25 protein-coding genes are annotated in these 26,905 nt (G+C 73.8%); 13 read left to right on the plus strand and 12 right to left on the minus strand.

Features of this window, described 5'->3' with window-relative positions; all coding sequences use genetic code 11:
- Positions 1-19: 19 nt before the first annotated feature.
- Positions 20-514 carry a hypothetical protein gene (locus OG429_RS06085; RefSeq protein ID WP_328924254.1) on the plus strand — a complete coding sequence of 165 codons (495 nt, stop codon included), beginning with the start codon at positions 20-22 and terminating at the stop codon, positions 512-514.
- Between the two features lie 48 nt (positions 515-562).
- Here OG429_RS06085 and OG429_RS06090 read toward each other — a convergent pair whose 3' ends face one another.
- The 4 genes from OG429_RS06090 to OG429_RS06105 all read right to left on the minus strand — a co-directional run bounded on the left by OG429_RS06090 (position 563) and on the right by OG429_RS06105 (position 3,353).
- Positions 563-913 carry a hypothetical protein gene (locus OG429_RS06090; RefSeq protein ID WP_328924255.1) on the minus strand — a complete coding sequence of 117 codons (351 nt, stop codon included), beginning with the start codon at positions 911-913 and terminating at the stop codon, positions 563-565.
- Positions 914-1,064: 151 nt separating this feature from the next.
- Positions 1,065-1,598, minus strand: coding sequence for a hypothetical protein (locus tag OG429_RS06095; protein ID WP_328924256.1), 534 nt, complete (start codon positions 1,596-1,598; stop codon positions 1,065-1,067).
- A gap of 19 nt (positions 1,599-1,617) precedes the next feature.
- Positions 1,618-2,454 carry a class II fructose-bisphosphate aldolase gene (locus tag OG429_RS06100; protein ID WP_328924257.1) on the minus strand — a complete coding sequence of 279 codons (837 nt, stop codon included), beginning with the start codon at positions 2,452-2,454 and terminating at the stop codon, positions 1,618-1,620.
- Positions 2,451-3,353: an SIS domain-containing protein gene (locus OG429_RS06105; RefSeq protein WP_328924258.1), complete on the minus strand. Its 903-nt coding sequence runs from the start codon at positions 3,351-3,353 to the stop codon at positions 2,451-2,453. Before OG429_RS06105 ends, OG429_RS06100 begins: the two co-directional genes overlap by 4 nt.
- A 143-nt stretch (positions 3,354-3,496) precedes the next feature.
- Here OG429_RS06105 and OG429_RS06110 point away from each other — a divergent pair, with 143 nt between their 5' ends.
- A complete protein-coding gene (locus tag OG429_RS06110) occupies positions 3,497-4,276 on the plus strand; it encodes a DeoR/GlpR family DNA-binding transcription regulator (RefSeq protein ID WP_328924259.1) in 780 nt (259 codons plus the stop codon).
- On the plus strand, positions 4,273-5,073 hold the full coding sequence (locus OG429_RS06115) for an MBL fold metallo-hydrolase (protein WP_328924260.1): 801 nt from the start codon (positions 4,273-4,275) through the stop codon (positions 5,071-5,073). Before OG429_RS06110 ends, OG429_RS06115 begins: the two co-directional genes overlap by 4 nt.
- Before the next feature lie 76 nt (positions 5,074-5,149).
- On the opposite strand, the gene OG429_RS06120 is transcribed toward OG429_RS06115, so the two are convergent.
- The 3 genes from OG429_RS06120 to tdh all read right to left on the minus strand — a co-directional run bounded on the left by OG429_RS06120 (position 5,150) and on the right by tdh (position 8,471).
- The gene (locus OG429_RS06120) at positions 5,150-6,064 is read right to left on the minus strand and encodes a LysR family transcriptional regulator (protein ID WP_328924261.1); all 915 of its coding nucleotides are present in this window, start codon (positions 6,062-6,064) and stop codon (positions 5,150-5,152) included.
- Between the two features lie 30 nt (positions 6,065-6,094).
- A complete protein-coding gene (locus OG429_RS06125; protein WP_328924262.1) occupies positions 6,095-7,312 on the minus strand; it encodes a glycine C-acetyltransferase in 1,218 nt (405 codons plus the stop codon).
- A gap of 130 nt (positions 7,313-7,442) precedes the next feature.
- On the minus strand, positions 7,443-8,471 hold the full coding sequence (gene tdh / locus OG429_RS06130; protein ID WP_328924263.1) for an L-threonine 3-dehydrogenase: 1,029 nt from the start codon (positions 8,469-8,471) through the stop codon (positions 7,443-7,445).
- A 205-nt stretch (positions 8,472-8,676) separates the two neighbouring features.
- Here tdh and OG429_RS06135 point away from each other — a divergent pair, with 205 nt between their 5' ends.
- Entirely contained in the window at positions 8,677-9,588 is a 912-nt protein-coding gene (locus OG429_RS06135) for an alpha/beta hydrolase (RefSeq protein WP_328924264.1), read from the plus strand.
- An 8-nt stretch (positions 9,589-9,596) separates the two neighbouring features.
- Here OG429_RS06135 and OG429_RS06140 read toward each other — a convergent pair whose 3' ends face one another.
- Entirely contained in the window at positions 9,597-10,343 is a 747-nt protein-coding gene (locus tag OG429_RS06140; protein WP_328924265.1) for a class I SAM-dependent methyltransferase, read from the minus strand.
- A 138-nt stretch (positions 10,344-10,481) separates the two neighbouring features.
- The gene (locus tag OG429_RS06145; RefSeq protein ID WP_328924266.1) at positions 10,482-11,450 is read right to left on the minus strand and encodes a LysR family transcriptional regulator; all 969 of its coding nucleotides are present in this window, start codon (positions 11,448-11,450) and stop codon (positions 10,482-10,484) included.
- Positions 11,451-11,553: 103 nt separating this feature from the next.
- Here OG429_RS06145 and OG429_RS06150 point away from each other — a divergent pair, with 103 nt between their 5' ends.
- Positions 11,554-13,062 (plus strand): MFS transporter, encoded by a 1,509-nt coding sequence (locus OG429_RS06150; RefSeq protein WP_328924267.1) that lies wholly within the window; start codon positions 11,554-11,556, stop codon positions 13,060-13,062.
- Positions 13,063-13,066: 4 nt separating this feature from the next.
- A complete protein-coding gene (locus tag OG429_RS06155; RefSeq protein WP_328924268.1) occupies positions 13,067-15,220 on the plus strand; it encodes a SpoIIE family protein phosphatase in 2,154 nt (717 codons plus the stop codon).
- A 20-nt stretch (positions 15,221-15,240) separates the two neighbouring features.
- Here OG429_RS06155 and OG429_RS06160 read toward each other — a convergent pair whose 3' ends face one another.
- Positions 15,241-16,107 (minus strand): alpha/beta fold hydrolase, encoded by an 867-nt coding sequence (locus OG429_RS06160; protein WP_328924269.1) that lies wholly within the window; start codon positions 16,105-16,107, stop codon positions 15,241-15,243.
- 130 nt (positions 16,108-16,237) lie between these two features.
- Between OG429_RS06160 and OG429_RS06165 the strand changes: the two genes are divergently transcribed.
- From OG429_RS06165 to OG429_RS06190, 6 genes are all read left to right on the plus strand, one after another.
- Positions 16,238-17,191 (plus strand): STM4015 family protein, encoded by a 954-nt coding sequence (locus OG429_RS06165; RefSeq protein WP_328924270.1) that lies wholly within the window; start codon positions 16,238-16,240, stop codon positions 17,189-17,191.
- Positions 17,188-18,327, plus strand: coding sequence for an STM4014 family protein (locus OG429_RS06170; protein ID WP_328924271.1), 1,140 nt, complete (start codon positions 17,188-17,190; stop codon positions 18,325-18,327). Before OG429_RS06165 ends, OG429_RS06170 begins: the two co-directional genes overlap by 4 nt.
- Position 18,328: 1 nt before the next feature.
- Positions 18,329-19,144 (plus strand): STM4013/SEN3800 family hydrolase, encoded by an 816-nt coding sequence (locus OG429_RS06175; RefSeq protein ID WP_328930174.1) that lies wholly within the window; start codon positions 18,329-18,331, stop codon positions 19,142-19,144.
- Positions 19,141-20,472 carry an STM4012 family radical SAM protein gene (locus OG429_RS06180; protein ID WP_328924272.1) on the plus strand — a complete coding sequence of 444 codons (1,332 nt, stop codon included), beginning with the start codon at positions 19,141-19,143 and terminating at the stop codon, positions 20,470-20,472. Before OG429_RS06175 ends, OG429_RS06180 begins: the two co-directional genes overlap by 4 nt.
- A gap of 23 nt (positions 20,473-20,495) precedes the next feature.
- Complete coding sequence (locus tag OG429_RS06185) at positions 20,496-21,404, plus strand: STM4011 family radical SAM protein (RefSeq protein ID WP_328924273.1); 909 nt, start codon at positions 20,496-20,498, stop codon at positions 21,402-21,404.
- Between the two features lie 196 nt (positions 21,405-21,600).
- A complete protein-coding gene (locus OG429_RS06190) occupies positions 21,601-23,007 on the plus strand; it encodes an APC family permease (protein ID WP_328924274.1) in 1,407 nt (468 codons plus the stop codon).
- A gap of 41 nt (positions 23,008-23,048) precedes the next feature.
- On the opposite strand, the gene OG429_RS06195 is transcribed toward OG429_RS06190, so the two are convergent.
- Positions 23,049-24,077, minus strand: a complete 1,029-nt coding sequence (locus tag OG429_RS06195) for a zinc-dependent alcohol dehydrogenase family protein (RefSeq protein ID WP_328924275.1) — start codon at positions 24,075-24,077, stop codon at positions 23,049-23,051.
- Positions 24,078-24,219: 142 nt separating this feature from the next.
- Here OG429_RS06195 and OG429_RS06200 point away from each other — a divergent pair, with 142 nt between their 5' ends.
- Positions 24,220-25,041 carry a helix-turn-helix domain-containing protein gene (locus OG429_RS06200; RefSeq protein WP_328924276.1) on the plus strand — a complete coding sequence of 274 codons (822 nt, stop codon included), beginning with the start codon at positions 24,220-24,222 and terminating at the stop codon, positions 25,039-25,041.
- Between the two features lie 17 nt (positions 25,042-25,058).
- Here the strand turns inward: OG429_RS06200 and OG429_RS06205 are convergent, their stop codons facing one another.
- On the minus strand, positions 25,059-26,858 hold the full coding sequence (locus OG429_RS06205; RefSeq protein WP_328924277.1) for a glycoside hydrolase family 15 protein: 1,800 nt from the start codon (positions 26,856-26,858) through the stop codon (positions 25,059-25,061).
- Positions 26,859-26,905 lie beyond the last annotated feature (47 nt).

The raw sequence follows: 26,905 nt of genomic DNA on the forward strand, positions 1-26,905 counted from the left end.
AGAACACTAGGGTTTCGGCATGAACGCGCAGACGGTGACGGCGGGCAGCGAGATCGTGGTCGAACTCCCCGGCTTCACGAGCTACTACAAGGGGACCCCGACCCCGTTCCGGCTGCGACGGCGCGAGCACGACGGGGCGTGGCTGTACGAGTTGGGCTCGCCGGTCGCCGCGGTGGAGGCGCTCGCGGGGGTGGCGCGCGAGGAGGACATACGGGCCTTCGCGCACGGGATCCTCGAGGTGCTGGCGGTGGGCGGCGGGGAGCCGGACTTCCCCCTGTACGACGACGGCTACGCGGAGACGATCGTGACGGTCGGGTACGGGCCCGAGCTGTACCTGTGCGTGGAGGCCGTCTTCAGCCTCGCGGCGGACCGGGTGGGGACCTCACCGAGCGGCGAGCCTTTGTACTCCAACCCCTTCGGCGGGTCCCACGTGTACCTGGGCGAGATCTCACCGGCCGAGCCCGAGGTCCTGACCGCGCTGGCCCGGGAGTTGCTGGCCGCGCTCGACGGCTGACCTGCCCGGACGGGCCGGGCAGGCAGGCGCGCAGGCCGGTGACCGCGATCACCGGAAGAAGATCACCGACCGCAGCTTCAGGCGCTCCGAGCCGCGGCCGGTGTACGGGCGCAAGTCGAACTCGTCACCCGTGCAGTCGGGGTTGGTGAAGACCCGCGCGAGGGCGTCGGTCCGGTTGCGCGGCGAGAAGGCCGGCTCGGAGGAGTTGGGGTCGGCGGCCTCGGGGATGACCATGCACTCGTGACCCTCCGGGTCGAAGAGGAATGCCCGCTGCGGCTCCCCGCTCAGGCCGATGTAGGAGTACTCGAATTCACCGGTCGCGGCAGTGGCCGAGCCGGGCACGGCGACGAGCAGCGTGAGGGCACTGACTGCGGCCACGGCGGCGGTACGAAGACGCATGGGGGCTTCCCTTTCGGTTTCGGAAGGTGACGCCAACCACGCTAGCGCTCACCCAGCGTGACCAAACGATTCGTCCGCACCACCGAAAAGGGGGGTTTGGCACCGGATCGCCCAGGGGAGCAGGCGACCTGCCCCCGAGGCTGCGAGCGCGCTACGCGTACAGCTCGATGACGTCGAAGCAGACGAGGTCGCGCTCCGCGTCGAGGAGGAACTCGCCCGAGGAGGAGGTGAACAGGTCCGAGCCGGGCCTGTTCATCAGGGTGTCGAAGGCCTCGCTCCGCTGCCACGCGGCGCCGGCGGGCACGTACGGCTTCAGACGGCCCGGAAGGTCCTTCGGCTCCGCGGCCGCGAAGGAGTAGTCGGGGTTGCGCAGGATGCCCGCCACCTGGCCGGTCCCGAGGCGGGCGACTCCGACCAGCCGGATCCGGGAGTCCGGGCTGGGGATGTAGCGGTCGCCGCCGGCGGACGCGTCCACGTCGTAGCCCTGCCAGTGCGCCTCGGTGAGCTCGCCCGCCGCATGGAACCGCAGCTTCAGCGGCTCCAGATCGGTACGGACCCGGCGCGGGTCCGGCTCGTCGGACGACAGCGCGGACCCCACCCCGACCCCGGCGCCCGCCAGCAGCAGCGAGCCGCCCAGGATCAGCAGGAACCGGCGTCTGCTGGTGCGGCCGCGCTGCGACTCCATCGTGTCCCCCCGGTGCCCGTCAGTTCAGGGCGCTGATCATAGCCTCGGCCGTCGCCGCCATCGCCGTGCGGGCGGCCGTCAGATAGGGCCTGGGGTCCGCCGCGGTGAGGTGGGTGCGGATGGCCCCGGTCATCGCCACGTTCAGCGCGGTGCCGATGTTGACCTTGCGGATGCCGCCCGCGACGGCCGCCGCGAGCTCCGTGTCCGGCAGCCCGGAGGAACCGTGCAGGACGAGCGGCACGTCGACCGTCTTGGCCAGCCGGGCCAGCAGCGCGTGGTCCAGGGAGGCGGTCCGGCTGGTCATGGCGTGGCTGCTGCCGATGGCGACGGCCAGCGCGTCGACCCCGGAGTCGGCGACGAACCGGTGCGCCTCGTCCGGGTCGGTACGGGCGCCGGGCGCGTGCGGATCCAGTGGCGCCGCCCCGTTCTTGCCGCCGACCTCGCCCAGCTCCGCTTCGATCCAGAGGCCGTTGACGTGTGCCCAGTCCGCGGCCGAACGGGTCGCCTCCAGGTTCTCGGCGTACGGGAGGTGCGCGGCGTCGTACATGACGGAGCTGAATCCCGCGTCGCCGGCCTGGCGCAGCAGTTCGGAGCTCTTGACGTGGTCGAGGTGCAGGCCGGCCGGGACCCCCGCGGCCTCGGCGCAGGCGGCGGCCGCGCGGGAGATGGGCAGCAGCTGCCCGCCGCGGAACTTCACGGCGTTCTCGCTCAGTTGGAGGATGACCGGCAGTCCGGCCGCCTCGGCTCCGGCGACGACGGCTTCGGCGTGCTCCAGGGTGATGATGTTGAAGGCGGCGACGGCGCGGCCCGCGCCGGCCGCCTCCCGGACGAGCGTGCCCGCGGGGACGAGGCTCATCGGACCGCCTCCTCTCCGGTGGTGAGGATCACCGAGCGGGTGAGGTGGCGCGGCGTGTCCGGATCCAGCTGCTGGTGGGCGGCGACGGCGAGGGCCAGGCGGTGCACCCGGACCAGCTCGGCGAGCGGGTCGAGCCGCCCGGCCACCCACTGGGCGCCGGTGGCGCGCACCTGGTCGGCGAGGCCGTCGGGGGCCTCGTCGAGGGACCAGGTGACGGTGCCCGGGCCGGAGACGCTGATGGGCCCGTGCCGGTACTCCATCGCCGGGTAGGACTCGGCCCAGGACAGGGAAGCCTCGCGCATCTTCAGCGCCGCCTCGTTCGCGAGGCCGATGCTCCAGCCGCGGCCGAGGAAGGTGAACTGCCCCCGGCTCTCCAGCTCGGCGGGCAGCGGCTCGGCCAGCGCCGTGCGCGCGTCGGCGACGACGCCCGCGGTGTGCAGCCCGGCGTGGGCGCGCAGCAGGGTGAGGGCGGTGGTGGCGAAGCGGGTCTGGACGACGGACCGCTCGTCGGCGAAGTCGAGGACGACGAGCTCGTCGGCGAGGGTCATCACCGGGGTGGCCGGATCTCCGATGACGGCGGTCGTGGGCACGCCCGCGTCCCGCAGCCCGGCCAGCAGGTCCAGCACCTCGGTGGTGGTCCCGGACCGGGTGAGGGCGACGACCCGGTCGTAGCGGCGGTGGCTCGGGAACTCCGAGGCGGGGAAGGCGTCGGTCTCCCCCTGGCCGGCCTCCTCGCGCAACGCGGCGGCCGCCTGGGCCATGTAGTAGGAGGTCCCGCACCCGACGATCGCGGTACGCTCCCCCGGCTGCGGCAGCACCGCCCGCCGGGCCGGGGCCAGTTCGGCGGCCCGCTCCCAGCATCCGGGCTGCGTGCCCAACTCGTGCGCGACGTGACTCATGCAGGCTCCCTCATGCGGCAGACGGGTCTGAATGCGTGTTCTTGCAAGGTAGCTGGCTATTTCGCGCAACTTCAAGCATCTACGGGTGGATCGCCTGAGTTAATGTCGGCGTGTAGGCCAATGGAGAGCGAAGGGGGCGGCCGATGACCCGCAAGGAGCGCTGGCAGACGCTGCTGGATCTGCTGGTGGAGCGGGGCGAGCTGGAGGTGGAGCCGGCCGCCGAGATCCTCGGCGTGTCCGCCGCGACCATCCGCCGCGACCTCGATCAGCTGGCCGAGCAGCAGCTGCTGGTCCGCACCCGCGGCGGGGCGGTGATGCACGGGGTCAGCTACGAACTCCCCCTGCGCTACCGCACCTCGCGCCGGGCGGCCGAGAAGCACCGCATCAGCGAGGCCGTGGCCTCCCTGATCACCCCGGGCGAGGTCATCGGCCTGACGGGCGGCACCACGACCACCGAGGTGGCGCGGGCCCTGGCCGGGCGCCCGGACCTGGCTTCAGGCTCCCCGGCGCTGACCGTGGTGACCAACGCCCTCAACATCGCGGGCGAGTTGGTGATCCGGCCGCAGTTCAAAATCGTGCTGACCGGCGGGGTGGCCCGCCCGCAGTCGTACGAGCTGACGGGCCCGCTCGCCGAGCAGGTCCTCGGGCAGCTCGCGGTGGACACGGCGGTGCTCGGCGTGGACGGCTTCGATCCGGCGGACGGCGCCGCGACCCGGCACGAGGACGAGGCCTCGGTGAACCGCCTGCTGTGCGAGCGGGCCCGCCGGGTGGTGATCGCGGCCGACTCCAGCAAGCTGGGCGTGCGCGCCTTCGCCCGTATCTGCGCGACCTCGTCGGTGGACGTGCTGGTGACGGACACCGGCCTGACGGCTGCGGTCGCACAGGAGTTCGCGGCGGCGGGCGTGGAGGTCGTGCGGGTATGAGCGACTCGACGAGCGGCGCGACGGGGGTCGATCCCCTGCGCCTCACCGTCCTCGGCAGCGCGACGCCGTATCCGCTGGCGGACAACCCCTGTTCCGGCTACCTGGTGTCCGGCGGCGGCACGCGGATCTGGATGGACGCCGGCAGCGGGACGCTGGGACCGCTGCAGCGGTACGTCGGGCTGGGCGAGCTGGACGCGGTCTGGATCTCGCATCTGCACGCCGACCACAGCGCGGACCTCCTCACGGCGTACTACGGCCTGCTCTTCGCCGACGTCGAACGCGCGGCGCCGCTGCTGCTGTTCGGCCCGCCGGGCATCGCCGACCGGCTGGCCGGGTTCCTCACCAACGGGGCGGAGCGCAGCCCGGTGGAGTCCGCGTTCGCCGTGCACGAGCTGTCCGACGGGCACCGGGTGCGGGTGGGCGCGCTCACCCTCACCAGCCGGGCCGTGGCCCACGGCGTGCCCGCCTTCGCGGTGCGCGTCGAGGCCGGCGGCCACTCGTTGGTCTACTCCGGGGACACGGCGCCCTGCCCCGCGCTGACGGCCCTCGCCGGGGGGTGCGACGTACTGCTCTGCGAGGCCGAGAGCGTGCGCCGCCCGGCGCCGGACGAAGCCGAGCACCTCCACCACACGCCGGAGGAGGCCGGGCGGACGGCGGCGGCCGCGCGCGCCGGTCGGCTGGTCGTCACCCACGTGGGCCGCGGCCTCGGCCCGGACGAGGCGGTGGCCCGCGCCTCGGCGCACTACGGCGGACCCGTCGACCACGCCGCCCCCGGGGCCGTGTTCCCGGTCGGCTGACCGGGAAGGCTCCGGAGTTCGGGCACCGGCGTTCGGGCCCCCGCCCCCACTCCCACTCCCACTCCCGCTCCGCCGTTCAGTGCGTCGGCAGCCGCTCCGATTCCCGGACCAGGGCGGCCAGGACGGGGGCGACCAGGGGGTGGGTCTCGCCACCGCGGCGGGTGGCGGCGAAGACCCGGCGGGTGGCGGCCGGGCCGGCGACCGGGCGGACCTGGACCTCCTTGAGATCCATGCCCCGCAGCGCCGAGCGCGGTACGAGGGCCACCCCGGCCCCCGCGCCCACCAGCGCCGTCACCGCCCGGAAGTCGTCGGAGGAGTGGACGAACCGGGGCTGGAACCCGGCCAGTTCGCACGCCAGCAGCGTCACGTCGTGGCACGGGTTGCCGGGGTACTGGCCCACCCAGTCCGAGTCGGACAGGTCTGCCAGCGATACCGCGGGCAGGTCGGCGAGCGGGTGCCCCGAGGGAAGCACCGCGTCGAAGGGCTCCGCGTACAGCGGCAGGACAGACAGCCGGGCGTCGTCCGCGCCCGGCCCGCCCCGGTACTCGACCGCCAGGGCGACGTCCGCCTCGCCGTCGAGCAGCAGCGGCAGGCTCTGGTCGCCCTCCGCGTCCCGTACCCGCAGCCGGATCCCCGGGTGGTCCAGCGCGAGCCGGGCGATGGCCGGGGCCAGCACCTCGGCGATGCCGGTGGCGAAGGCGGCCACCGTGACCTCGCCGGCCGAGCCGCCCGCGTAGGCCGCGAGCTCGGCCTCCGCACGCTCCAGCTGGGCCAGCACCTCGTGGGCGTGGCCGAGCAGGATCTCACCGGCCGCCGTGAGCCGCACGCCCCGGCCGCTGCGGGTGAGCAGCGCGTGGCCCGTCTCCTGTTCCAGCGCCGCGAGCTGCTGGGAGACGGCCGAGGGGGTGAGGTACAGGGCTGCGGCCGCGGCGGTCACCGTACGGTGGTCCGCCACGGCCCGCAGGATGCGCAGCCGGCGGGGGTCGATCACCCCGCCATTGTCTCAGGATGCAGAGGCCCCTCAGGCCCCCGTGGTCCCGAGCGCCGCACGGGCGTCGACGAACGCCGCCACCGCGCGCTCCACGTCGGCCGTCGAGTGGGCCGCCGAGAGCTGCACGCGGATGCGCGCCGCGCCCATCGGCACCACGGGGTAGGAGAAGCCGATCACGTACACGCCGCGCTCCAGCAGCAGCTCCGCCATCCTGGCCGCCTGGGCCGCGTCGCCGATCATCACCGGGGCGATGGCGTGGTCGCCGGGCAGGATCTCGAAACCGGCCTCGGTCATCTTCGTACGGAAGAGCGCGGTGTTGGCGGCGAGGTGCTCGCGCAGGTCGCCGGCCGACTCCAGCAGGTCGAGGACCTTGAGGGAGGCCGCCGCGATGACCGGGGCGAGGGAGTTGGAGAAGAGGTACGGGCGCGAGCGCTGGCGCAGCAGCTCGACGATCTCGGCGCGCGCCGCGACGTAGCCGCCGGAGGCGCCGCCGAGGGCCTTGCCGAGGGTGCCGGTGATGATGTCGACGCGGTCCATGACCCCGTGCAGTTCGGGGGTGCCGCGGCCACCGGGGCCGACGAAGCCGACCGCGTGCGAGTCGTCGACCATGACCATGGCGTCGTAGCGCTCGGCCAGGTCACAGATGTCCGCGAGGGGGGCGACGTAGCCGTCCATCGAGAAGACGCCGTCGGTGACGATCAGCTTGCGGCGGGCACCGCCCTCGGTGGCCTCCTTGAGCCGGGTCTCCAGCTCCGCCATGTCGCGGTTGGCGTAGCGGAAGCGGCGGGCCTTGGAGAGGCGGATGCCGTCGATGATCGAGGCGTGGTTGAGGGCGTCGGAGATGACCGCGTCCTCGGCGCCGAGGAGGGTCTCGAAGACGCCGCCGTTGGCGTCGAAGCAGGAGGAGTAGAGGATCGTGTCCTCCTGGCTGAGGAAGGCCGACAGGCGCGCCTCCAGCTCCTTGTGCACCTCCTGCGTGCCGCAGATGAAGCGGACGGAGGCCATGCCGTAGCCCCAGCGGTCCAGCGCGTCCTTCGCCGCGGCGACGACCTCGGGGTGGTCGGCCAGCCCCAGGTAGTTGTTGGCGCAGAAGTTGAGCACCTCGCCGACAGCGTTGCGGGCGCCGCCCGCGGTGACGGCGACGGCCGCGCTCTGCGGGGTGCCGATGACGCGCTCGGGCTTGTGCAGGCCGGCGGCGCGGATCTCGTCGAGGGTGGCGCGCAGGTCCTCGCGGACGGACTCGAACATGGTGCGGTTCTCCTTGTGCGGTGTGCCGTCCGGCGGAGCGGAGGCAGACGGGAGGGGCCGGACCCCGCGGAGGGGGAGGGTGTGCGGGGCCCGGCCGGAGGGAGATGGTCCAGGAAGTGGCGGGCGGCGGTTACGCCGTCCAGTCCAGGATGATCTTGCCGCTGCGGGCGGTCGAGGCCTCGTCGAACGCCGCTTCGAAGTCGCGGTGCGAGTAGCGGCCGGTGATGACCGGGCTGAGGTCGAGCCCGCCCTCCAGCAGCACCGTCATCGCGTACCAGGTCTCGAACATCTCGCGGCCGTAGATGCCCTTGATCGTGATCATCGAGGTGACGACCTTGGCCCAGTCCACCGGGAACTCCTGCGCGGGCAGGCCCAGCATGGCGATCCGGCCGCCGTGCGTCATGTTGTCGATCATGTCGCGCATCGCCTCGGCGCGGCCGGACATCTCCAGGCCGATGTCGAAGCCCTCGCGCAGACCGAGCTGCGCCTGCGCCGCGGCGATGGAGGACTCGGCGACGTTCACCGCGAGCGTGGCGCCGGCCTTGCGGGCGATCTCCAGCCGCTCGGGGCTGACGTCGGTGATGACCACGTTGCGGGCGCCCGCGTGCCGGGCCACGGCCGCCGCCATGATGCCGATCGGGCCGGCGCCGGTGATCAGTACGTCCTCGCCGACCAGCGGGAAGGACAGCGCGGTGTGCACGGCGTTGCCGAACGGGTCGAAGATCGCCGCGACGTCCAGGTCCACGGCGGTCCGGTGCACCCACACGTTCTGCGCGGGCAGGACCACGTACTCGGCGAAGGCGCCGTCGCGGCCGACACCGAGCCCGATCGTGCTGCGGCACAGGTGGCGGCGCCCGGCCAGGCAGTTGCGGCACTTGCCGCACACCAGGTGTCCCTCGCCGCTGACCAGCGCGCCGATCTCGATGTCGCGGACGTCCGCGCCGAGGGCGGCGACCTCGCCGACGAACTCGTGGCCGAGGACCAGCGGGGTCTTGACGGCGCCCTGCGCCCAGCCGTCCCAGGCGCGGATGTGCAGGTCGGTTCCGCAGATGCCGGTGCGCAGCACCTTGATCAGCACGTCGCCGGCGCCGTACTCGGGCTCGGGGACGTCCATGAGCCACAGCCCGGGCTCGGCCTTGTGCTTGACGAGTGCCTTCATGGGGTGGCTCCAGGCATGCGGAAGGGAGCGCCGCGAGCGCGGGGGCGCGGGCGGCGTCGGTGAACGGAACCAATCTGCCGAGGGGCACGGTGATCAGTCCATCGAGACTTTCTTAAGCGGGCCGACAGCCCAGCTTCACGCCTATGCTCCTCACGTGACGGGGTGGGGGCTGGCGACGGCCAGGGGAAAAGGGGAGGTGAGGGGCGTGCCGAGTCTGCGCAGCAGGGCACTGTCGGTGGCGCTGATCGCGGCGGGACGGCGAAGACGGTTCGCGAGTGCGGAGGCGGTGAGGAGCCGGGTGGCCCAGTCCGCCCGACGGCCCGCTTCCCATCTGCCGCCGCGCCGTCTGGGCCGGATCGCGGACGTCTCGCGGACCTTCGTCGGGGCGTGGCCGGTGTACGACGTCTCCCCGCGCGGGACCGAGCCGGTGGCCCAGGTGCTGTACGTGCACGGCGGCGCCTACGTGGGCGAGCTGGTCCGCCCGCACTGGGCGATGGTGCGGACCCTGGTCACACAGGCGCGGGCGCGTGTCGTCGTACCCGCCTACATCCTGGCCCCGCGCGGGACGGCCGACCGGACGGTCCCGGTCGCCGCCGACCTGCTCAGCGGTCTCATCGAGAGCGGCGGCCCGGGCGGGACGGTGCTCATCGGCGACTCCGCAGGCGCCGGGCTGGCGCTGGCCGCCGCCCAGCGGCTGCGCGAACGCACCGGGGCGCGCCCCTCCCGGATCGTGCTGATCTCGCCGTGGCTGGACGTGACCATGAGCCATCCGGACCAGGCGGGCATCGAGGCGGCCGATCCGGTGCTGGGGCTCCCGGGGCTGCGGGAGGCCGGGCGCCTCTACGCCGGGACCCTGGCCGCCGACGATCCCCGGGTGAGCCCGCTGCACGGGTCCTTCGAGGGGCTGGCGCCGCTGACGGTGTTCACCGGGACCCGGGACGTGCTGACCACGGACAGCAGGGAACTGGTGCGCCGGGCGCGCGCGGCCGGGGTGGAGGTGGAGTTCCACGAGGAGGCGGGGCTGCCGCACGGCTACCCGCTGCTGCCGCTGCCGGAGGGGCGGGCGGCGCGCGACCGGATCGTCGAGCTGATCCGGTCGGCGGCGGCGGAGCTGTGACACCGGACCTACGCCACGCAGGTCATCAGCGAGCTGATCGGCCAGGCGCGGTACGCCGTCCAGTACGCCTCGTCGCGTAGGTGATCGGCGGGCGGGGTGCGGTTCGGCTGCCAGCCGACCGTACTGAAGCCCGCCTCGACGGCGGCTTCGGCGAGGTCGGCGTGGGACCACTCGCGGAATTCGAAGGGCAAGGGCGGGTCGGTCAGCAGGTGCGCCTTCAGCAGCGGCGCGTCGCCGCTCACCACCCGGTCGAGGATGCGGACCCCGTACGGCGACCAGTCCACGTGCGGGAACGCCCCGGCGTTGGGCACGATGGCGAGCAGCCGTCCGCCCGCGCGCAGGCTTGCGCGGACCGACCGGAACACCGCGTGCAGTTCCAGACGGTCGGGCGTGTGGTGGAAGGGGTAGAGGGCGGTGGCGAGGTCGAAGGGGCCGAGGCCCTTCAGGCCGGCGGCGTCGGCGACGAGGTACTCGATGTTCTCGGTGGCGGGCCGGTCCTTCGCCGCCTCGTGCTCGCGGGCCAGCGTGATCATCTCTTCCGAGATGTCCACGCCGACGGTGCGCCGGGCGCCGCCGCGGGCGAGCAGCCGGGTGTTGAAGCCGTACCCGCAGGCGAGGTCGAGGGCGTCGAGCCCGCGTACCCCGCCGAGCGCGTCGATGGCTCCGTGCAGGGTGTAGGTGTCGGCCGCCGAGAAGGCCGCGGTGGTCCTTGACTCCGCGTAGCGCTCGCCGATGGTGTCGTACTGGAACCGCATGCTCTGCCTTCCGGTGGCCTGCCGGTGGGGTGGGTGGGGCGGACGGGACGGGTGGGACGCGTGCGTATCGTGCCCCGCGACGCGTCCGGGGCACGGGCCGTACACCCGGCCGTCCCCCGGACGAGGGATGCGGTCGGCCTATCGCCGCCCGGCCGGGTCATCGCGTACGGGGCTCACCGCCTCGGCCCGCCCGCCGGTCGGCAGCAGTTCGCGGATACAGGTACGCAGCCAGGCGTGCGCCGGGTCCGCGTCGTGGCGCGGGTGCCAGGCCATGCCGAAGGTCAGCTCCGGCAGGTCGAGCGGGATCTCGAAGGTCTCCAGGCCCAGCGCGGCGACGAGCGGTACGACCTGGGTGGTGAGCAGTCCGACGAGGTCGCTCTCGCGCAGGACGAACAGGGAGGCGGGAAAGGTGCCCACGCTGCCCACCACTCGCCGGGACAGGCCCTGTTCGGCCAGGGCGGCGTCCACCGGGCCCTGCAGGCGGCCGCGCCGGGAGGCGATCAGGTGCTCGGCGGCGGCGAACCGGCGCGCGGTGACCCGGCCGCGGAGCAGCGGGTGGCCGCGCCGGACCACGGCCAGCATCCGCTCGTCGGAGAAGTGCTCGACGCGCACTTCGGGGGAACGCGTGTCGATGACGCCGAGTTCCAGGTCGGCGACGCCCTCGCGCAGCGCCGGGACGTCCACGTGGCTCTCCCCCAGGAAGCGCAGCCGCACCCCCGGCGCCTCGCTCCTCACCCGGGTGAGGAGGGTGGCTCCGTGAACGGCGGTGAAGGCGTCGTTCGTCAGCACGGTGAAGGTGCGGGCGAGGGTGGACAGGTCCACCTGCCCGCCGGTGAGGAAGAGGGCTCTGGCCCGTTCCACGACGGCCCTGACCTCGCCCTGGACGGCGAGGGCGTGCGGGGTGGGCACCATGGTCCGCCCGGCCCGGACCAGGACGGGATCGCCCAGGGCCTTGCGGATCCGGCCGAGGGTGCGGCTCATCGCGGGCTCGGAGAGGTGCAGACGGGCCGCCGCGCGGGACACGCTCGACTCCTCCAGGAGGACGTCCAGAGCGGCGAGGAGATTGAGGTCCAGACCGGACCCCGTCCCGGATTGCGTCACACGCATTCATCCCTTGCAGAACTTGCACTGGAAAGCAGGTCACCTCGACTCTACGGTGAAGCGGAGGCCTCGGCCCCATCCCCCTTGCCACCGACTCCCAGGAGGAGCCGTGCTCCGCCATGCCCGCACGCGGGATCCCGTCGTACCGCCCGCGCCCGCCGCGACCGTCCTCACCCGGCCCGCCCTGCTCGTCCTGTGCGCCTGCGTACTGGTCGCCCAGGGCATGGTCGCCGCCGTCAACCTGCTCATCCCGCAGCTCGCCGCGTCGACGCTGCGTCCGAGCCCCGGCGAGCTGCTGTGGGCGGTCGACGCCTACGTCATCGTCTTCGCCGCGCTGCTGATCCCGGCCGGGGCCCTCGGCGACCGGTACGGGCGCAAGGGCGCCCTGCTCGCCGGGCTCGGGCTGTTCGCCGCGGGCGGGGCCCTCAGCGCGCTCGCGCAGGCCCCGGCCGTGCTGATCGCCGGCCGTGGCCTGTGCGGGGCCGGCGCGGCCCTGATCATGCCCGCCACCATGTCCGTCCTGATCCACCTGAGCCCGCCCGAGCGGCGCGGCCGGGCGCTGGCCACCTGGACGCTGTCCGCGGGCCTCGGGGGCCTGGCGGGCAATGTCGGCGGCGGCCTGGCCGGGGAGTTCCTGACCTGGCGGGCCCTGTTCTGGGCCGTCGTCCCGCTCGGCGCGCTGCTCGCGCTCGCGGTCGCCCGTACGGTCCCGCGTACGCCCTCGCGACCCGACGCGGCCGTCGACCCCGCCGGCGCGGCGCTGCTCGCGGCGGCGCTGCTCGCGGTGGTCTACGGAATCATCGAGGGGCCCGCGTACGGCTGGGCCTCGGTGCGCGTGCTGACCGCCTTCGGCGCCGGCGCGGGCCTCCTCGCGGCCTTCACCGGCCATGCCCTGCGCGCCGCCCGCCCGCTGCTCGACCCGCGGATCTTCGCGTCGCCGAAGCTCCGAGCCGGGGCGCTCGGTATCGCCGCCGCCTTCTTCGGGCTCTTCGCCCTGTTCTTCGTCAACGCCCAGTACCTCCAGTACGCGAAGGGCTTCTCCCCCGCCGAGACCGGCCTGGCGATCGTCCCGCTGACCGTCGGCATGGTCCTGGTGCCCCGGTTCGGGGCTCGGCTCCAGGTGGGGGTCCCCCCGGACGGAGTCTGGGGGAGCATCGGGCCCCGGCTGCCGGTCGGCGCCGGGCTCGGCCTGATCGGTGCGGGGCTGCTGCTGGTCTCCACCGTCGACGCGGGCACCCCTTACGCCCTGTACGCGCTCTACCTGCTGGTGCTCTCCGTGGGCACCGGGCTGTGCGCGCCCTCCCTGACCCTGACGGTGGTCGCCGAGCTGCCGCCGCACCAGGCCGGGCTGGGCTCCGGGCTGAACACCGCGGCCCGTGAGATCGGCGCCGCCCTCGGGGTGGCGGTGGTCGGCACGGTGCTGGCCTCCCGGTTCCACGGGAACCCGGCGGATCCGGCGCAGGCCGCCGCCTTCACCGACGCGATGGGGACCGCGCTGCGCACGGTGGCGGTGGCGGTGCTGCTGGCCTCGGCCGCCGTGGTGGCCGGGTACCGGGACACGGGGCGGGGCCGGGCCCGGCGCCGGGGTGCGGGCACCGCCGCCGAGGGCGCATCCTGACCGTGTGACGGCGAGACCGGACAGCGGCGCCCCCGCCCTCGATGCCACGGCCCAGGTGCTCGCCCGGGCCACCGTCGACGCGGTGGCGGCCGTAGGCGGGTACGCGGGCGGGGTGTACGTGCGCTCCGGCGCCGAGGGGCTGCTGCGGATGGCCGTGCTCACGGGGCTCCCGGGGCCGCTGTTCCGGCCCTGGTGGCGGATGCACGTGAACCGGCCCTACCCGGTGGCCGAGGCCTACCGCTCCGGGCAGTCCGTGCACCTTCCCGACGTGGAAACGGCCATGCGCCGCTTTCCCCAGCTGATGGCCGGGCTGCCCTTCCCGTTCGCCTCGCTGTTCGAGCCGGTGACGGCCGGGACCGAGCGGTTCGGAGTCCTGATGGTGCTTCGCGAGCCGACTCCCGGGATCCCGGTCGGGACGGCGGACCGCGAGCGGCTGCGCGAGACCGCGGACCGGCTGGCCCAGGAGCTCGCGGCGCTGACGGCGGCCGGGGCGCCGGTGATCTGGGAAGGCGACCCCCTCCTCGTCCGGCCGCCCGCACCGGCCGGGGGCGGCGCCGCCGAGCCGGGCGCGCGGGAGGCCGTGGACCGGCTCGCGCAGGCCGTGCTGTCCGTGGACCGGCAGGGCACGATCGGCTTCGTCAACACCGCCGCCGAGGACCTGCTCGGCCTCGGCCCGGCGCAGTTGCGCGGACGGGTGCTGTGGGAGGCGCTGCCCTGGCTCAGGCACCCCGCGTACGAGGACCACTTCCGGGCGGTCTTCATGTCCACCGAGCCGGTGCACTTCCCGGCCCGGCGCGGCCGGCAGCCGCCCGGGGAATGGCTGTCGGTGGACCTGTACCCCAGCGCCGACGGGGTCACCGTGACGATCAGTGCCACCGGGAAGCCCGCCTACTCGCCCGCGTCGATGATCCAGCCCGGCACGGAGCTCGACTCGCCCGCCGACCGGGCCGCCGCGCTGTACCGGCCGGTGGCCCTCGCCATCGCGCTGACCGAGGCGGTCACGGCCCGCCAGGTGTCGGCGGTGGTCACCGATGAGCTGCTGCCCGCCTTCGGCGGCCGCCAGCTGGCGATCTACCTGCTCGACGAGCGGCACCTGCACCTCGCCTGGGAGACCGGTTTCCCCAAGGGCTTCCTCAACCGCTTCGACGGGGTCGCGCTCGACGTGCGGCTGCCGGGCGTGGAGACGCTGACCACGGGCCGGCCGCTGTTCTTCGAGTCGATGGAACACCTGGCCGCCGCATATCCGGGCATCCCGCTGGACGCCCATGTCGGCGCCCGCGCCTTCCTCCCGCTGATCGCCTCCGGCCGCCCGGTCGGCTCGTGCATCCTCGGCTTCGACGCGCCCCGCGACTTCAGCCCGGAGGAACGTACGGTGCTGACCGCCCTGGCCGGGCTGATCGCGCAGGCCCTGGCGCGGGCGCGGCGCTACGACAACGAGGCGGCTCTCGCCCGCGGGCTCCAGTCGGCGCTGCTGCCGCACCGGCTGCCGCGGAGCGAGCACGTGGACACGGTGGGCCGCTACCTCCCCGGAACCCAGGGCATGGAGGTCGGCGGTGACTGGTACGACGTCATCGAGACCGGCGGCGGACGCCTCGCCCTGATCATCGGGGACGTGCAGGGCCACGGCGTGGCGGCCGCCGCGACGATGGGCCAACTCCGCAGCGCGGTACGGGCCTTCGCCCTCGCCGGCAGTACCCCGGACCAGGTGGTGCGCGGCACGAACCAGTTGCTCAGCGACCTGGACCCGGGCCAGTTCGCCAGCTGCTGCTACGTGGTGCTCGACCCGGCGTCGGGCACCGCCCAGGCCGTCCGGGCCGGTCACCCCCAGCCGCTGCTGCGCCACCCCGACGGACGGACCGAGGTCCTGGACCTGGCGGGCGGGCTCGTGCTCGGCATCGACCCGGAGGCCGCGTATCCGGTGACCGAACTGCGGCTGGCGGTCGGCTCGGTGCTCGCCCTGTACACGGACGGGCTGGTGGAGAAGCCGGGCACCGACATCGATGTCGGGGTGGAGCGGCTGCGGGCGGCCCTGGCCGCGACCGGGCCGGGCCCGCTGACCGAGACGGCCGACCGGCTGATCGCCGAGGCCGGCAGCGACGAAGACCGGCCGGACGACATCGCCCTGCTGCTCGCGTCCCGCACGGGCGGGGCCGCGTGACGACCCGGAGAACGATGCGACTACCCCGCGCCCGCGCCGCCCGCAGGCTGCCCCGGGCTCTCCAGCAAGGCGACCAGGCATTCGGGGCGTTCTTCGACCACGAGATGTCCGGCCTCGGCGACCACGCCCAACTCCGTGCCGAGCGTGCCGCGCACTGCCGTGACGAGCCGCCTGGGCGGTAGGAAGACATCGTGCTCGCCGGTGACGACCAGGCGGGAGACCGACCGCGCGGGCAGGGCCGCGGCGCCCGGCGCCCCGCTGGAGCGCGAGTGCCGGGCAACCAGCGTCATCCAGGTCACCAGGTCCTCACGGGGCTGATGGCCGGGGGCGAGCATGGCACGCAGGAGCCGGGCGCTGTGCGCCGGGGCGGGCCGCAGGAACCAGGCCGCCGAGGCGGCCAGCACCGCGGGGGTCAACCGCAGCCTGGTCAACCCGCCGGGCGAGACCAGGACGAGCCGGCTGATCCTGGACGAGTCGGCGGACAGGGCGATGCCCGCGCCGAAGGAGTGGCCCATCACCACGACCGGCTCGGGCGAGATCTTCTCGATCACCTCGCCCAGCCATGCCCCGTACCAGGACAACCGGCCGCCGGAGAGCGCACGTTCGCCGGAACTGAGACCGGGCTGGCCCGGCACGTCCACCAGCAGGACCCGATGGCCGGCGGCGACCAGGGTCGTGGCCAGCGGCAGGGACGCGGCGGCGTTGAAGTTGGTGCCCGGGACGAACACGACCGTCGTAGGACCGCTTCCGGCGAGGACCACGTGGGTCTGTGCGCCGTTGGCGCTCACCGTCGTACGCTCGTGGGGTACCGCCCATGCGTCGAACTGGTCGAAGCACCAGCGGCGGATGAGCTCCCTGCCCGCCGTACTGCGGTAGATCGATTCCACCGGTCGAGTATCGCGCCCCGCGGTACGCACCGCCGCCCCCTCCGCCTCCTTCGCTGTCAGTGGGACTTGGTAGAACTGCTGTCGCACCGTCCGCCCGTCCGAGCGGACCGTTCACCACCAGGAGCAGCGCATGAGCCAGGTCTCACACCTCACGGAACTGGGCGGGCTGCCCGCCTTCGACTTCCCGGGCACGGACGTCGAGGGCGAGGTCGAGCTGCCCGCGGCCGACGCCGTGGCCTGGCGGGTCCGGGGCGACGAGCACGAGACCGAGGAGACCTGGAGCGAGGCCTTCGCCCGCTTCACGGCCGACGTCGACACCCGGCAGGTCCGCTCCCTGATCGTGGGCGTCTGGGAGGAGTCGTACGAGACCTCCTGCGCCGACATCGTGAGCACCCTGGTGGCGGCCGCCGCGGACTTCCCGCTCCTGCGCGCCCTGTTCATCGGTGACATCGAAGGCGAGGAGTGCGAAATCTCCTGGATCCAGCAGGCGGACGTCACTCCGCTGCTGGAGACGTTCCAGGGCCTGCGCGAGTTCGGGGTGCGCGGCGGTGAGGGGCTGGTCCTCGCTCCGGTCAAGCACGCGGAGCTGCGGCGGCTGGTGGTGGAGACGGGAGGGCTGCCCCGGGAGGTGGTGCGGGGCATCGCCGCGAGCGACCTGCCCGCCCTGGAGGCTCTCGACATTTGGCTCGGCACGTCCGAGTACGGTGCGGACAGCGAGCCGCAGGACCTGGAGCCGATCCTCTCGGGCGCGCGGCTGCCGGCCCTGCGCCATCTCGCCCTGCGCAACAGCGAGATCCAGGACGCGGTCGCCGCCGCCGTGGCGGGTGCGCCGGTCGTGGCCCGGCTGGAGACCCTGGACCTGTCCATGGGCATCCTCACCGACGAGGGCGCGGCCGCCCTGCTCGCGGGCGGGCCGCTCACCCACCTGAACCGCCTGGACCTGGACCACCACTTCATCGGCTCCGAGCTCCAGGAGCGGCTGCGCGCGGCCCTGGAGCCGCACGGCGTGGAGCTCGTCCTCGGCGCGGGCGAGGAAGACGAGTACGACGGGGAGATCTACCGGTACGTCGCGGTGTCGGAGTGAGACCTCCGTCCCTCGCGGTCGTCGGCAATCCGGGGGGCCGCCGTGTGGCGCTCTTCCAGGAGGCCGTCCGCGCCGCCGGACTGCCGGCCGCCCGGGTGGTTCCGTGGCTGACGGTGCTCGCCGGCGGGGCCCGGTTCCGGCCGGGCGAGACCGTACGGATCGACTCGCCGGGCGAGGACCCGGAGGTCGACCGGCTGCTGCGGGGGACGGCCGACCCCACCCGGGTGGAGGGCACCGCCCGTTGGTACCGCCGGTTCACCGGGGCCGTCGAGGCGCTGGCCGCCGAGGTCGCGGCGGCCGGCGGGCGGCTGCTCACCACCCCGGGGGACCTGGCCGTGCTGTTCGATAAACGGCTGACCCACCACGCCCTGGAGACGGCGGGAGTCGCGGTGCCGCCCTCCCCGACCTCCGGCCCCGCCGCGCCCCCGGTGCGCGGCTGGGCGGACGTACGTGAGGTGCTCGCGCGGCCCGGGCCGCGCCGGGTGTTCGTGAAGCTCGCCCACGGCTCCTCGGCCTCCGGCGTCCTCGCCGTCGAGTCCGGTGCGGGCGGCCGCGTCCGGGCGACGACCTCGGTGGAGCGGTCCGCCTCCGGCGGGCTGCACAACTCGCTGCGGGTGCGCCGGTACGAGGACGAGCGCGCGATCGGAGCGATCGTCGACGCGCTGGCCCCCGACGGCCTGCACATCGAGCGCTGGCTGCCGAAGGCCTCGCAGGACGGCCGCGCGGCCGATCTGCGGGTCGTGGTCATCGGCGGCCGCGCCACGCACGCGGTGGTCCGCACCGCGTCCGGGCCGATGACCAACCTGCACCTCGGCGGCGCCCGCGGCGACCTCGACGCCGCCGTCGCCGCCGTGACGGCGGCGGGCGGCAGCTGGTCCGAGGACGCCCTCGCCGTCTGCGAGCGCGCCGCGGCCGTCTTCCCCGGCACCCTGTGCGTGGGCGTGGACCTGCTCCCGGCCACGGGCTGGCGGCGGTTCGCCGTCGGCGAGGTCAACGCCTTCGGGGACCTGCTGCCCCACCTCACCGGGCTGCCCGGCTCGCCCGCCGCGGGCCTTGACACCTACGCGGCCCAACTGGCCGCCGTACACGCATCCGCACGACAGGAACACCATGCACCCCTCACCGCCCGCCCCTGACATGAACGAGGTCGTCGGCCACGACGACCTGCTGCTCGTCACCCTCGACACCCTGCGCTTCGACGTCGCCGCCCGGCTGGCGGCCGAGGGCCGGATCCCTCACCTCGCGGCGCACCTCCCCGGCGGGGTCTGGGAGCGGCGGCACGCGCCGGGCAGCTTCACCTACGCCTCGCACCAGGCGATGTTCGCGGGCTTCCTGCCGACGCCGGCCGGTCCCGGGCCGCATCCGCGACTGTTCGCCGCCCGGTTCGCGGGCAGTGAGACCACGGCCGGGCGCACCTGGGTGTTCGACACCCCGGACCTGGTCTCCGCACTGGCCGGGGCCGGGTACCGGACGGTGTGCGTGGGCGGGGTCGGCTTCTTCAACAAGCAGGCCGCGCTGGGCTCCGTACTGCCCGGGATGTTCCAGGAGAGCCACTGGGAGCCGGAGTTCGGGGTGCCGTCGCCGACGTCCTTCGAGGCGCAGGTGGCCTGCGCGGAGCGGGTGGTGGCCGCAACTCCGCGGGACCGGCGGCTGTTCCTGTTCGTGAACGTGTCGGCGCTGCACCAGCCCAACTGGTTCCACCTGGAGGGCAGGGCGGCCGCGGCCGGGGACTCGTGGGAGACGCACGCGGCCGCGCTGGAGTACGTGGACCGGCACATCGGCCGGCTGTTCGACGCGATGAGCGCCCGGCGCCGCTGCTTCGCGATCGTCTGCTCCGACCACGGCACGACCTACGGCGAGGACGGATACACCGGGCACCGGCTGGCACACGAGGCGGTGTGGACTGTCCCGTACGCGCAGTTCTTCCTGGAGCCGAAGGAGGCCCTGCGATGAGCGTTCCCCCCACCCCGTACGAGAGTTACGTGTACGCGTACCCGCACAAGACGGCGTACCGCGCGCTGGCCGGGCGGCCCGCGCTGCGCGAGCTGTGGGCGGAGCAGCCCAGGCACGCGCTCTCCCTCTACCTGCACATCCCGTTCTGCGAGGTGCGCTGCGGGTTCTGCAACCTGTTCACGCGGATCGGCGCGCCCGAGGGGCTGACCACGGCGTACCTCGACGCGCTGGAGCGGCAGGCGAACGCCGTCCGGGACGCGCTCGGCGGCGACGGGGAGCCGGTGCGGTACGCGGCGGCCGCCTTCGGCGGCGGGACGCCGACCTTCCTGACCGCGGCCGAGCTGGAACGGCTCTGCGACATCGCGGAGAAGAGCGCGGGCGCCGATCTGCGGGCGGTCCCGCTGTCGGTGGAGGCCTCGCCCTCCACCGCCACCGCGGACCGCCTCGCCGTCCTCGCCGACCGGGGCACCACGCGGCTGAGCCTGGGCGTGCAGAGCTTCGTGGCCGAGGAGGCGCGCTCGGCCGTGCGGCCGCAGAAGCGCGCGGAGGTGGAGGCGGCCCTGTCCCGGATCCGGGACGCGGCGATCCCGGTCCTGAACATCGACCTGATCTACGGGATCGACGGCCAGACCGAGGACAGCTGGCGGTACTCGCTCGACGCGGCGCTGGCCTGGGAACCGGAGGAGCTGTACCTGTATCCGCTGTACGTGCGGCCCCTGACGGGTCTGGGACGCCGGTCGGACGAGCCCACCGCGGACTGGGACGAACAGCGGCTGCGGCTCTACCGGGCCGGCCGGGACCATCTGCTGGCCGCCGGGTACGAGCAGGTGTCGATGCGGATGTTCCGCCGCCCCGGGGCCCCGGCGGCGGGCGCCGACGACTACGCCTGCCAGACGGACGGCATGGTGGGCCTGGGCTGCGGGGCCCGTTCGTACACCGCGGAGCTGCACTACTCCTTCGACTACGCGGTGGACATGCGGGAGATACGGGGCATCGTCGACGACTACGTGGGGCGGTCCGAGGCCGACTTCGCCCGGGCGGAGTACGGCCGGTGGATCGACGGCGACGAGGCCCGTCGGCGGCATCTGCTGCAGTCCCTGCTGCAGGCGGAGGGCATGGCGGTGGCGGAGTACCGGGAGCGGTTCGGCAGCGGCCCGCGGGAGGACTTCCCGGCGGAGCTGGCGGCCTTCGCGGAGCGCGGCTGGCTCTCGGAGGCACCGGGCCTGATGCGCCTGACTCCCGAGGGCCTGGCGCATTCGGACGCCGTGGGTCCCGCGCTGTTCTCGGCGGAGGTACGGGCCGCGATGGCCGCGTACGAGCGCAAGTGACGGGCCCGGGTGCCGCACCGGCCATGGACCTGACGCTGCTCTACCGGGGTCCGCTGGCGTCCTGCGACTACGACTGCCCGTACTGCCCCTTCGCCAAGCGGCGGGACAGCCGCTCGCAGCTGACCGCGGACCGCGCGGCGCTGGAACGGTTCGCCGCGTGGGCGGCCGGGAACACGGGCGACCGCCTGTCGCTCCTGTTCACCCCGTGGGGCGAGGGCCTGGTCCGCTCCTGGTACCGGCGCGCGCTGGTGGAGCTGTCGCACCTGCCGCACATCCGCCGGGTCGCGATCCAGACCAACCTGAGCTGCCGCGTCGAGTGGACCGCCGGGGCCGATCCGGACACGCTCGCGCTGTGGTGCACGTACCACCCGGGGCAGACCCCGTACGACCGCTTCCTCGGCCGGTGCCGGGAGCTGGCGGTCCGGGGGATCCGGTTCAGCGTGGGCGTGGTCGGGCTGCCGGAGCACCTCGCGGAGGCGGGGCGGCTGCGCGCGGAGCTCCCGGCGGAGGTGTACCTGTGGGTGAACGCGGCGGAGGGCCGTACGTACACCGACGCGGAGGCCGCGGACTGGACGGCGCTGGACCCGCTCTTCGCGTACAGCCGCCACCCGCACCGCTCGGCGGGGCTGCCCTGCCGCACGGGCGAGTCGGTGGTCTCGGTCGACGGCGACGGCACGGTCCGCCGCTGCCACTTCGTGAAGGCGGAGCTGGGCAACCTCTACGACGGCTCCTACCGGGCGGCGCTGCGCCCTCGTGGCTGCCCGCTCACCGTCTGCGACTGCCACATCGGCTACGTCCACCTGGAGACGCTGCCGCTCTACGACGTCTTCGCGGGCGGCGTCCTGGAGCGGATCCCGGCGTCCGGCAAAGCGGAGGAAAATTCTTCGGCGGGGCAGCTGCGGTTCCCGCACCTGCCGCTCGTGCAGCGTTAACAGGTTCTTTACGCCGCGGACCGGGTCCGGCGGGGCCCCGGACGACGGAATCCGCAGGTAGACAGCTATTGACCTGCGGATCTCGCAGAGATTGCATGTCGGCCCGGGAGCCACGGAACTACTTGCTCACCACCGCCTCGGAGGCGATACCGCTCCCGCGCTCATTCACCGCACCTGCCGATCGGAACCCCGCACGATGACTGACACGATCAGCGCCCCACAGGCCCTCGCCCCCGCCACCGGGCCCGTCCCGCAGAAGCTCAAGCGTTCCATCGGCGTCGTCGGCGGGACTCTGCTCACGCTCTCCTGCGTGACGCCTGCCTCGACCCTCTTCGTCGTCGTGCCCGACCTGTTCTCCAGCCTCGGCACCTGGACCGCCCTCACCATCGCGATCGGCTCACTGCTCTGCATCGGCGTCGCGTTCTGCTACTCGGAGCTGGGCACCCTCATCCCCAGCGCGGGCGGCGAGTACGCCATGGTCTCCACGCTGGCCGGCCGGCTCGCGGGCTGGCTGGTGTTCGTCCTGTCCCTGCTGGTCGTCATGATCGTGCCGCCCGTGATCGCCATGGGCACGGCCGACTACCTCGCCCCGGTGATCGACATCCCGGCTCCGGTCGCGGGCGGCGGCGTGATGCTGCTGGCCACCCTCGCCGGTCTCCTCGACCTGCGGGCCAACGCCTGGATCACCGGCATCTTCCTCGTCCTGGAGGTGGTCGCCGCCGCCATGGTCGCCGTACTGGGCTTCGCGCACGGCGAGCGGGGCGCCGACGCGCTGGTGCACGGCACGGTCGCCGCCGAGGGCGGCGGCACGTCCACCGTCACCGCGATGATGGTCGTCTCCGGGCTCGCCATCGCCCTCTTCATCACCCAGGGGTTCTCGACCGCCGTCTACCTCTCGGAGGAGCTGGAGAACCCGCGGCGCAACGTCGCCCGGACCGTGCTCGCGACGCTCGCCATCTCCACCGCCGTGATCCTGGTGCCGGTCATCGCCATCACCATGGGCGCCCCGGACCTGGACGCGCTGGCCGCGGGCGACCTCGGCGGGATGGTGACCGCCTGGTCCAACTCGGCCGTCGGCACCTTCGTGAGCCTGTGCGTCGCCCTCGCCATCGTCAACGCGGGCATCGTCATGGTCATCCAGAACTCCCGGGTGCTGTTCGCCTCCGCCCGTGACAAGGCCTGGCCCCGGCCCGTCAACAACGCCCTGTCCAAGCTCGGCCGCTTCGGCTCGCCATGGGTGGCGACCCTGCTCGTCGGTGTCCCGGGCGCGGCGATGTGCTTCGTCAACCTCGACACCCTGTACGGGGTCACCGGCGTCTCGGTGACCGGCATGTACCTGCTGGTGGCGGTGGCCGCGCTGTTCAGCCGGCGCGGGGCGCACCGCGACGCGGCCGCCTGGCGGATGCCGCTGTGGCCGGCCGTGCCGATCGCGCTGATCGCCGTACTCGCGTACATCCTGACCCAGCAGGAAACCCAGTACCTGCTGTGGACGGGCGGGATCACCGCCGCGGCCACCGTGTACTGGGCGCTGTACCTGCGGCCGCGGCGGGAGACGCGCTGGCTGGTCAGCATCCCGGAGGACGGCGAGAGCGCCGACGCGTAGGCTCCGGCGCGACGGGACCGCGCGGTCCCGCACCCGGACCCTCAACTCCCCACACGGATGACGACTTTGCCGAACGGCGGGTCGGCGACGTAGCCGCGGTAGGCCGCGTGCACCTCCTCGAAGGAGTGCACGCGGCCTACCCGCGGACGGAGTTCGTGGGCGGCGACGGCCAGGTTCATGTCCTCGAACCGGTCCCGGCTGCCGACGAAGACGCGGCGGATCGTCGCCAGGCTCGACGCGTACGCCGCGTGCGAGACCTCGATCCCGGCCTTGCGGGTGCTGCCCGTGACGAGCAGGGCGATCTCGCCGTAGAGGGAACTGGCGCGCACCGACTGCTCGATGGTCTCCGGGCCACCCGTCTCGACGACCAGGTCGGCGCCCCGGCCGTCGGTCAGCTCCTTCACCTTCGCGCCCCATTCGGGGATTCTCACGTAGTCGACGACCTCGTCGGCCCCCAGGGCCTTGAGCCGGTCGGCCTTGTCCGCGTCCGAGGTGGTCGCCACGACCCGGCAGCCCAGCAGCTTCGCGAACTGCACGGAGAAGAGGGCGACCGGGCCGGTGCCGAGGGTCAGTACGGTCCGGCCCGGCAGCAGCGGCTCGCCACCGGTCAGCGCGCTCCAGGCGGTCACCGCCGCGCACGGCAGCGTGGCCGCCTCCTCCCAGGTCAGGTGGCCGGGGACGCGTACGGCCGCCTGCTCGTCCAGTACGGCGTACTCCGCGAGCATCCCGTCGAGTGTGCAGCCGGGCTGGTCCAGGGCGTCCGGGGTGATCCGGCCGGACCGCCAACGCGGGAAGTACGTGCCGGCGACGCGGTCGCCGACCGCGAACCGGGTGACCGCCTCCCCCACCGCGACCACCTCGCCCGCGCCGTCGCTGAGCGCGACCACGCCGGGCACGGCGGGCAGCGGGTAGCGCCCGTTCAGGATCAGCAGGTCACGCCGGTTGAGCGAAGCCGCGCGCACCGCGACCACGATGTCGGCCGGTCCGGCCGGCTCCGGTACCGCGGATCCGGTGTCGCGCCGCACGATCCCCTCGATGTCACCGAACGTTTCCAGGTGGTACGCGCGCATCCCGGCCTCCAGGGCGGTGTCGTGTGTCGGCGTGTCCGTGCCGCGTCCGGCCGGTCACCGCCGATGCTCCGGGGCCGGGACACGCGCGGCAATTCCCTCCGGGGAATCGCCGGGTCCGCCGGGCAGCGGCTAGAAAGGGGTCATGGCCACCACCACCGCAGCCGCCGAGCCCTCCGCCTTCTCCCGCGAGGTGCGCAGGAGGCGGGCGCTGCGGCGCATGAGCCAGCTCGAACTGGCCACGCTCGCCGGTACGACCCAGCGCCACCTCAGCTTCATCGAGAGCGGCCGCTCGGTGCCGGGGCGGGCGATGGTGGTGCGGCTCGCCGAGTCCCTCCGGCTGACCCTGCGCGAGCGCAACTCCCTTCTTCTGGCCGCCGGTTACGCGCCCGCGTACGCCGAGTCGCCGCGCGACGGCTCGGCCGTCGAACCGGCCATGAGGGCCCTGGGCTCCATCCTGACCGGGCATCTGCCGTATCCGGCGGTGGTCTGCGGGGCGCGGGGCGAACTCGTGCTGGCGAACCCCGCGTTCGAGGTGCTCACCGAGGGCGCCGCCGCGCACCTGCTCGCTCCTCCGGTGAACGTACTGCGCCTCGCACTGCACCCCGAGGGCATGGCACCGCGCGTGGTGAACCTGGCGGCGTGGGGGCGGCACATCGTGGAGAACCTGCGCGTACGGGCCCTGGCCCATCCCGATCCCGAGCTCGACCTGCTCCTGGCCGAACTGCGCGGCTACCTGCCGGCGCCGGCGCCGCCCGGGCCGGACCACCTCGGCTTCGCCGTGCCGCTGCGGCTGCGCACCGAGGGCGGGGAGCTACGGCTGCTGACCACCCTGACCTCCTTCGCCACCGCCGTGGACGTCACGCTCGCCGAGCTGCACCTGGAGGCCTTCCTCCCCGCCGACCCGGCCAGCTGTGACCTGCTGCGCCGCCGCGAGGAGCACCGGACGGCCGCCGTGCGGGCCTGATCGCTCCCACCGGCCGGTCAGCCGACGCGGACGGCCTCGCCCTCGGCCAGCGTGAGGGCGGTGTTGATCAGTCCGACGTGGCTGAAGGCCTGGGGGAAGTTGCCGAGTTGCCGCCCGGCGATGGGGTCGTACTCCTCGGCGAGCAGCCCCACGTCGTTGCGTACCGACAGCAGCCGCTCGAACAGGTCCCGGGCCTCCTTCTCCCGCCCGGTCAGGTACAAGGCGTCGGCCAGCCAGAACGAGCAGGCCAGGAAGGCTCCTTCGTCGCCGGGCAGGCCGTCGACGGCGGGGCCTTCGGTGGTGTAGCGGCGGACCAGGCCGCTGCGGCCGAGCTCCTCCCGGACCGCGTCGACGGTGCCGATGACGCGCGGGTCGTCGGGCGGTAGGAAGCCGACGCGGGGAATGAGCAGGGTCGCCGCGTCGAGCTCGCCGGAGCCGTAGTACTGGGTGAAGGTGCCCCGCTCGGGGTCGTAGCCCTTCTCGCACACGTCACGGTGCACGTCGTCCCTCATGGTCCGCCAGCGCTCCAGGTCACCGGGCATCGAGGAATCGCCCTCCAGGGTGCGCACGGCCCGGTCGGCGGCGACCCAGGCCATCACCTTGGAGTGCACGAAGTGGCGGCGCGGGCCGCGCACTTCCCACAGCCCCTCGTCGGGCCGGCGCCAGTTCCGCTCCAGGAAGTCGAGCAGCGCGAGCTGGATCTGCCACGCGTGGCGCTCGGAGGCCAGCCCGGAGGCCCGCGCGAGGTACAGGGAGTCGATGACCTCGCCGTACACGTCGAGCTGGAGCTGGTCGACCGCCGCGTTGCCGACGCGTACGGGGGCGGAGGAGGCGTAGCCGCGCAGCCACGGCAGGTCGGTCTCGGGGATCCTGCGCTCGCCGGCGATCCCGTACATGATCTGGAGGTCGGCGGGGTCGCCGGCGACCGCGCGCAGCAGCCAGGCCCGCCAGGCGCGGGCCTCGTCGTGGAATCCGGTGGACAGGAGCGAGCCGAGGGTGAGGGTGGAGTCCCGGAGCCAGCAGTAGCGGTAGTCCCAGTTGCGGACCCCGCCGATCTCCTCGGGGAGGGAAGTGCTGGCCGCGGCGACGATGCCGCCGGTCGGGGCGTAGGTGAGGGCCTTGAGGGTGATCAGGGAGCGGGCGACCGCCTCCCGGTAGGGGCCCTCGTAGCTGCACTGGGACGTCCATTGCCGCCAGTCGGCGAGGCTCTGCTCCAGCGCCGCGTACGGTTCGACGGGCTCGGGGCGCGGGTCGTGCGAGGCGTGCCAGGTGAGGACGAAGGCGACGCGCTCCCCCGCTGCGACGGTGAACTCGGAGCAGGTGCTGTTGGCCTCGCCCCAGGTGCGCACGGGCGGTTCGCTGCGCAACCAGGCGGAGTCGGGCCCGGCGATGGCGACGCGCTCCCCGTCGCTGCGGCGGACCCAGGGGACGACGTGGCCGTAGTCGAAGCGCAGGCGCAGGGTGCTGCGGACGGACACCTCGCCGGACACGCCTTCGACGATCCGCATCACATCGGGTGAGATGTCACGCTGCGGCATGAAGTCGATGACCTTGACCGTGCCGTCCTCGGTCTCCCAGTACGACTCCAGCACCATCGAGCCGTCCGCGTAGGCGCGGCGGGTGCACCGCTCGGCCGCCCCGGCGGATGCGGGCGCGATGCGCCAGTGGCCGTTCTCCTCGTCGCCGAGGAGCTTGGCGAAGCAGGCCCCGGAGTCGAATCGCGGCAGGCACAGCCAGTCGATGGACCCGTCGCGGCCAACCAGTCCACTGGTCATCAGGTCGCCGATGAGTGCGTAGTCTTCGATGGGTTGTGTCATTTGTGCGATCTTCCCCCGAATGCCCGGGGCCAATCAGGCCCCGGACA

This window comes from Streptomyces sp. NBC_00190 (assembly GCF_036203305.1).
Lineage (GTDB): Bacteria > Actinomycetota > Actinomycetes > Streptomycetales > Streptomycetaceae > Streptomyces.

Bases quoted from the DNA above. Each gene is read 5' to 3' on its own strand.
- OG429_RS06180 (WP_328924272.1), top strand. From the start codon at position 19,141: ATGAGCGTTCCCCCCACCCCGTACGAGAGTTACGTGTACGCGTACCCG.
- OG429_RS06115 (WP_328924260.1), top strand. From the start codon at position 4,273: ATGAGCGACTCGACGAGCGGCGCGACGGGGGTCGATCCCCTGCGCCTC.
- OG429_RS06145 (WP_328924266.1), bottom strand. From the start codon at position 11,450: ATGCGTGTGACGCAATCCGGGACGGGGTCCGGTCTGGACCTCAATCTC.
- OG429_RS06095 (WP_328924256.1), bottom strand. From the start codon at position 1,598: ATGGAGTCGCAGCGCGGCCGCACCAGCAGACGCCGGTTCCTGCTGATC.
- OG429_RS06175 (WP_328930174.1), top strand. From the start codon at position 18,329: ATGAACGAGGTCGTCGGCCACGACGACCTGCTGCTCGTCACCCTCGAC.
- OG429_RS06195 (WP_328924275.1), bottom strand. From the start codon at position 24,077: ATGCGCGCGTACCACCTGGAAACGTTCGGTGACATCGAGGGGATCGTG.
- OG429_RS06125 (WP_328924262.1), bottom strand. From the start codon at position 7,312: ATGTTCGAGTCCGTCCGCGAGGACCTGCGCGCCACCCTCGACGAGATC.
- tdh (WP_328924263.1), bottom strand. From the start codon at position 8,471: ATGAAGGCACTCGTCAAGCACAAGGCCGAGCCCGGGCTGTGGCTCATG.
- OG429_RS06140 (WP_328924265.1), bottom strand. From the start codon at position 10,343: ATGCGGTTCCAGTACGACACCATCGGCGAGCGCTACGCGGAGTCAAGG.
- OG429_RS06200 (WP_328924276.1), top strand. From the start codon at position 24,220: ATGGCCACCACCACCGCAGCCGCCGAGCCCTCCGCCTTCTCCCGCGAG.
- OG429_RS06185 (WP_328924273.1), top strand. From the start codon at position 20,496: ATGGACCTGACGCTGCTCTACCGGGGTCCGCTGGCGTCCTGCGACTAC.
- OG429_RS06205 (WP_328924277.1), bottom strand. From the start codon at position 26,858: ATGACACAACCCATCGAAGACTACGCACTCATCGGCGACCTGATGACC.
- OG429_RS06090 (WP_328924255.1), bottom strand. From the start codon at position 913: ATGCGTCTTCGTACCGCCGCCGTGGCCGCAGTCAGTGCCCTCACGCTG.
- OG429_RS06085 (WP_328924254.1), top strand. From the start codon at position 20: ATGAACGCGCAGACGGTGACGGCGGGCAGCGAGATCGTGGTCGAACTC.
- OG429_RS06165 (WP_328924270.1), top strand. From the start codon at position 16,238: ATGAGCCAGGTCTCACACCTCACGGAACTGGGCGGGCTGCCCGCCTTC.
- OG429_RS06100 (WP_328924257.1), bottom strand. From the start codon at position 2,454: ATGAGCCTCGTCCCCGCGGGCACGCTCGTCCGGGAGGCGGCCGGCGCG.
- OG429_RS06105 (WP_328924258.1), bottom strand. From the start codon at position 3,353: ATGAGTCACGTCGCGCACGAGTTGGGCACGCAGCCCGGATGCTGGGAG.
- OG429_RS06110 (WP_328924259.1), top strand. From the start codon at position 3,497: ATGACCCGCAAGGAGCGCTGGCAGACGCTGCTGGATCTGCTGGTGGAG.
- OG429_RS06190 (WP_328924274.1), top strand. From the start codon at position 21,601: ATGACTGACACGATCAGCGCCCCACAGGCCCTCGCCCCCGCCACCGGG.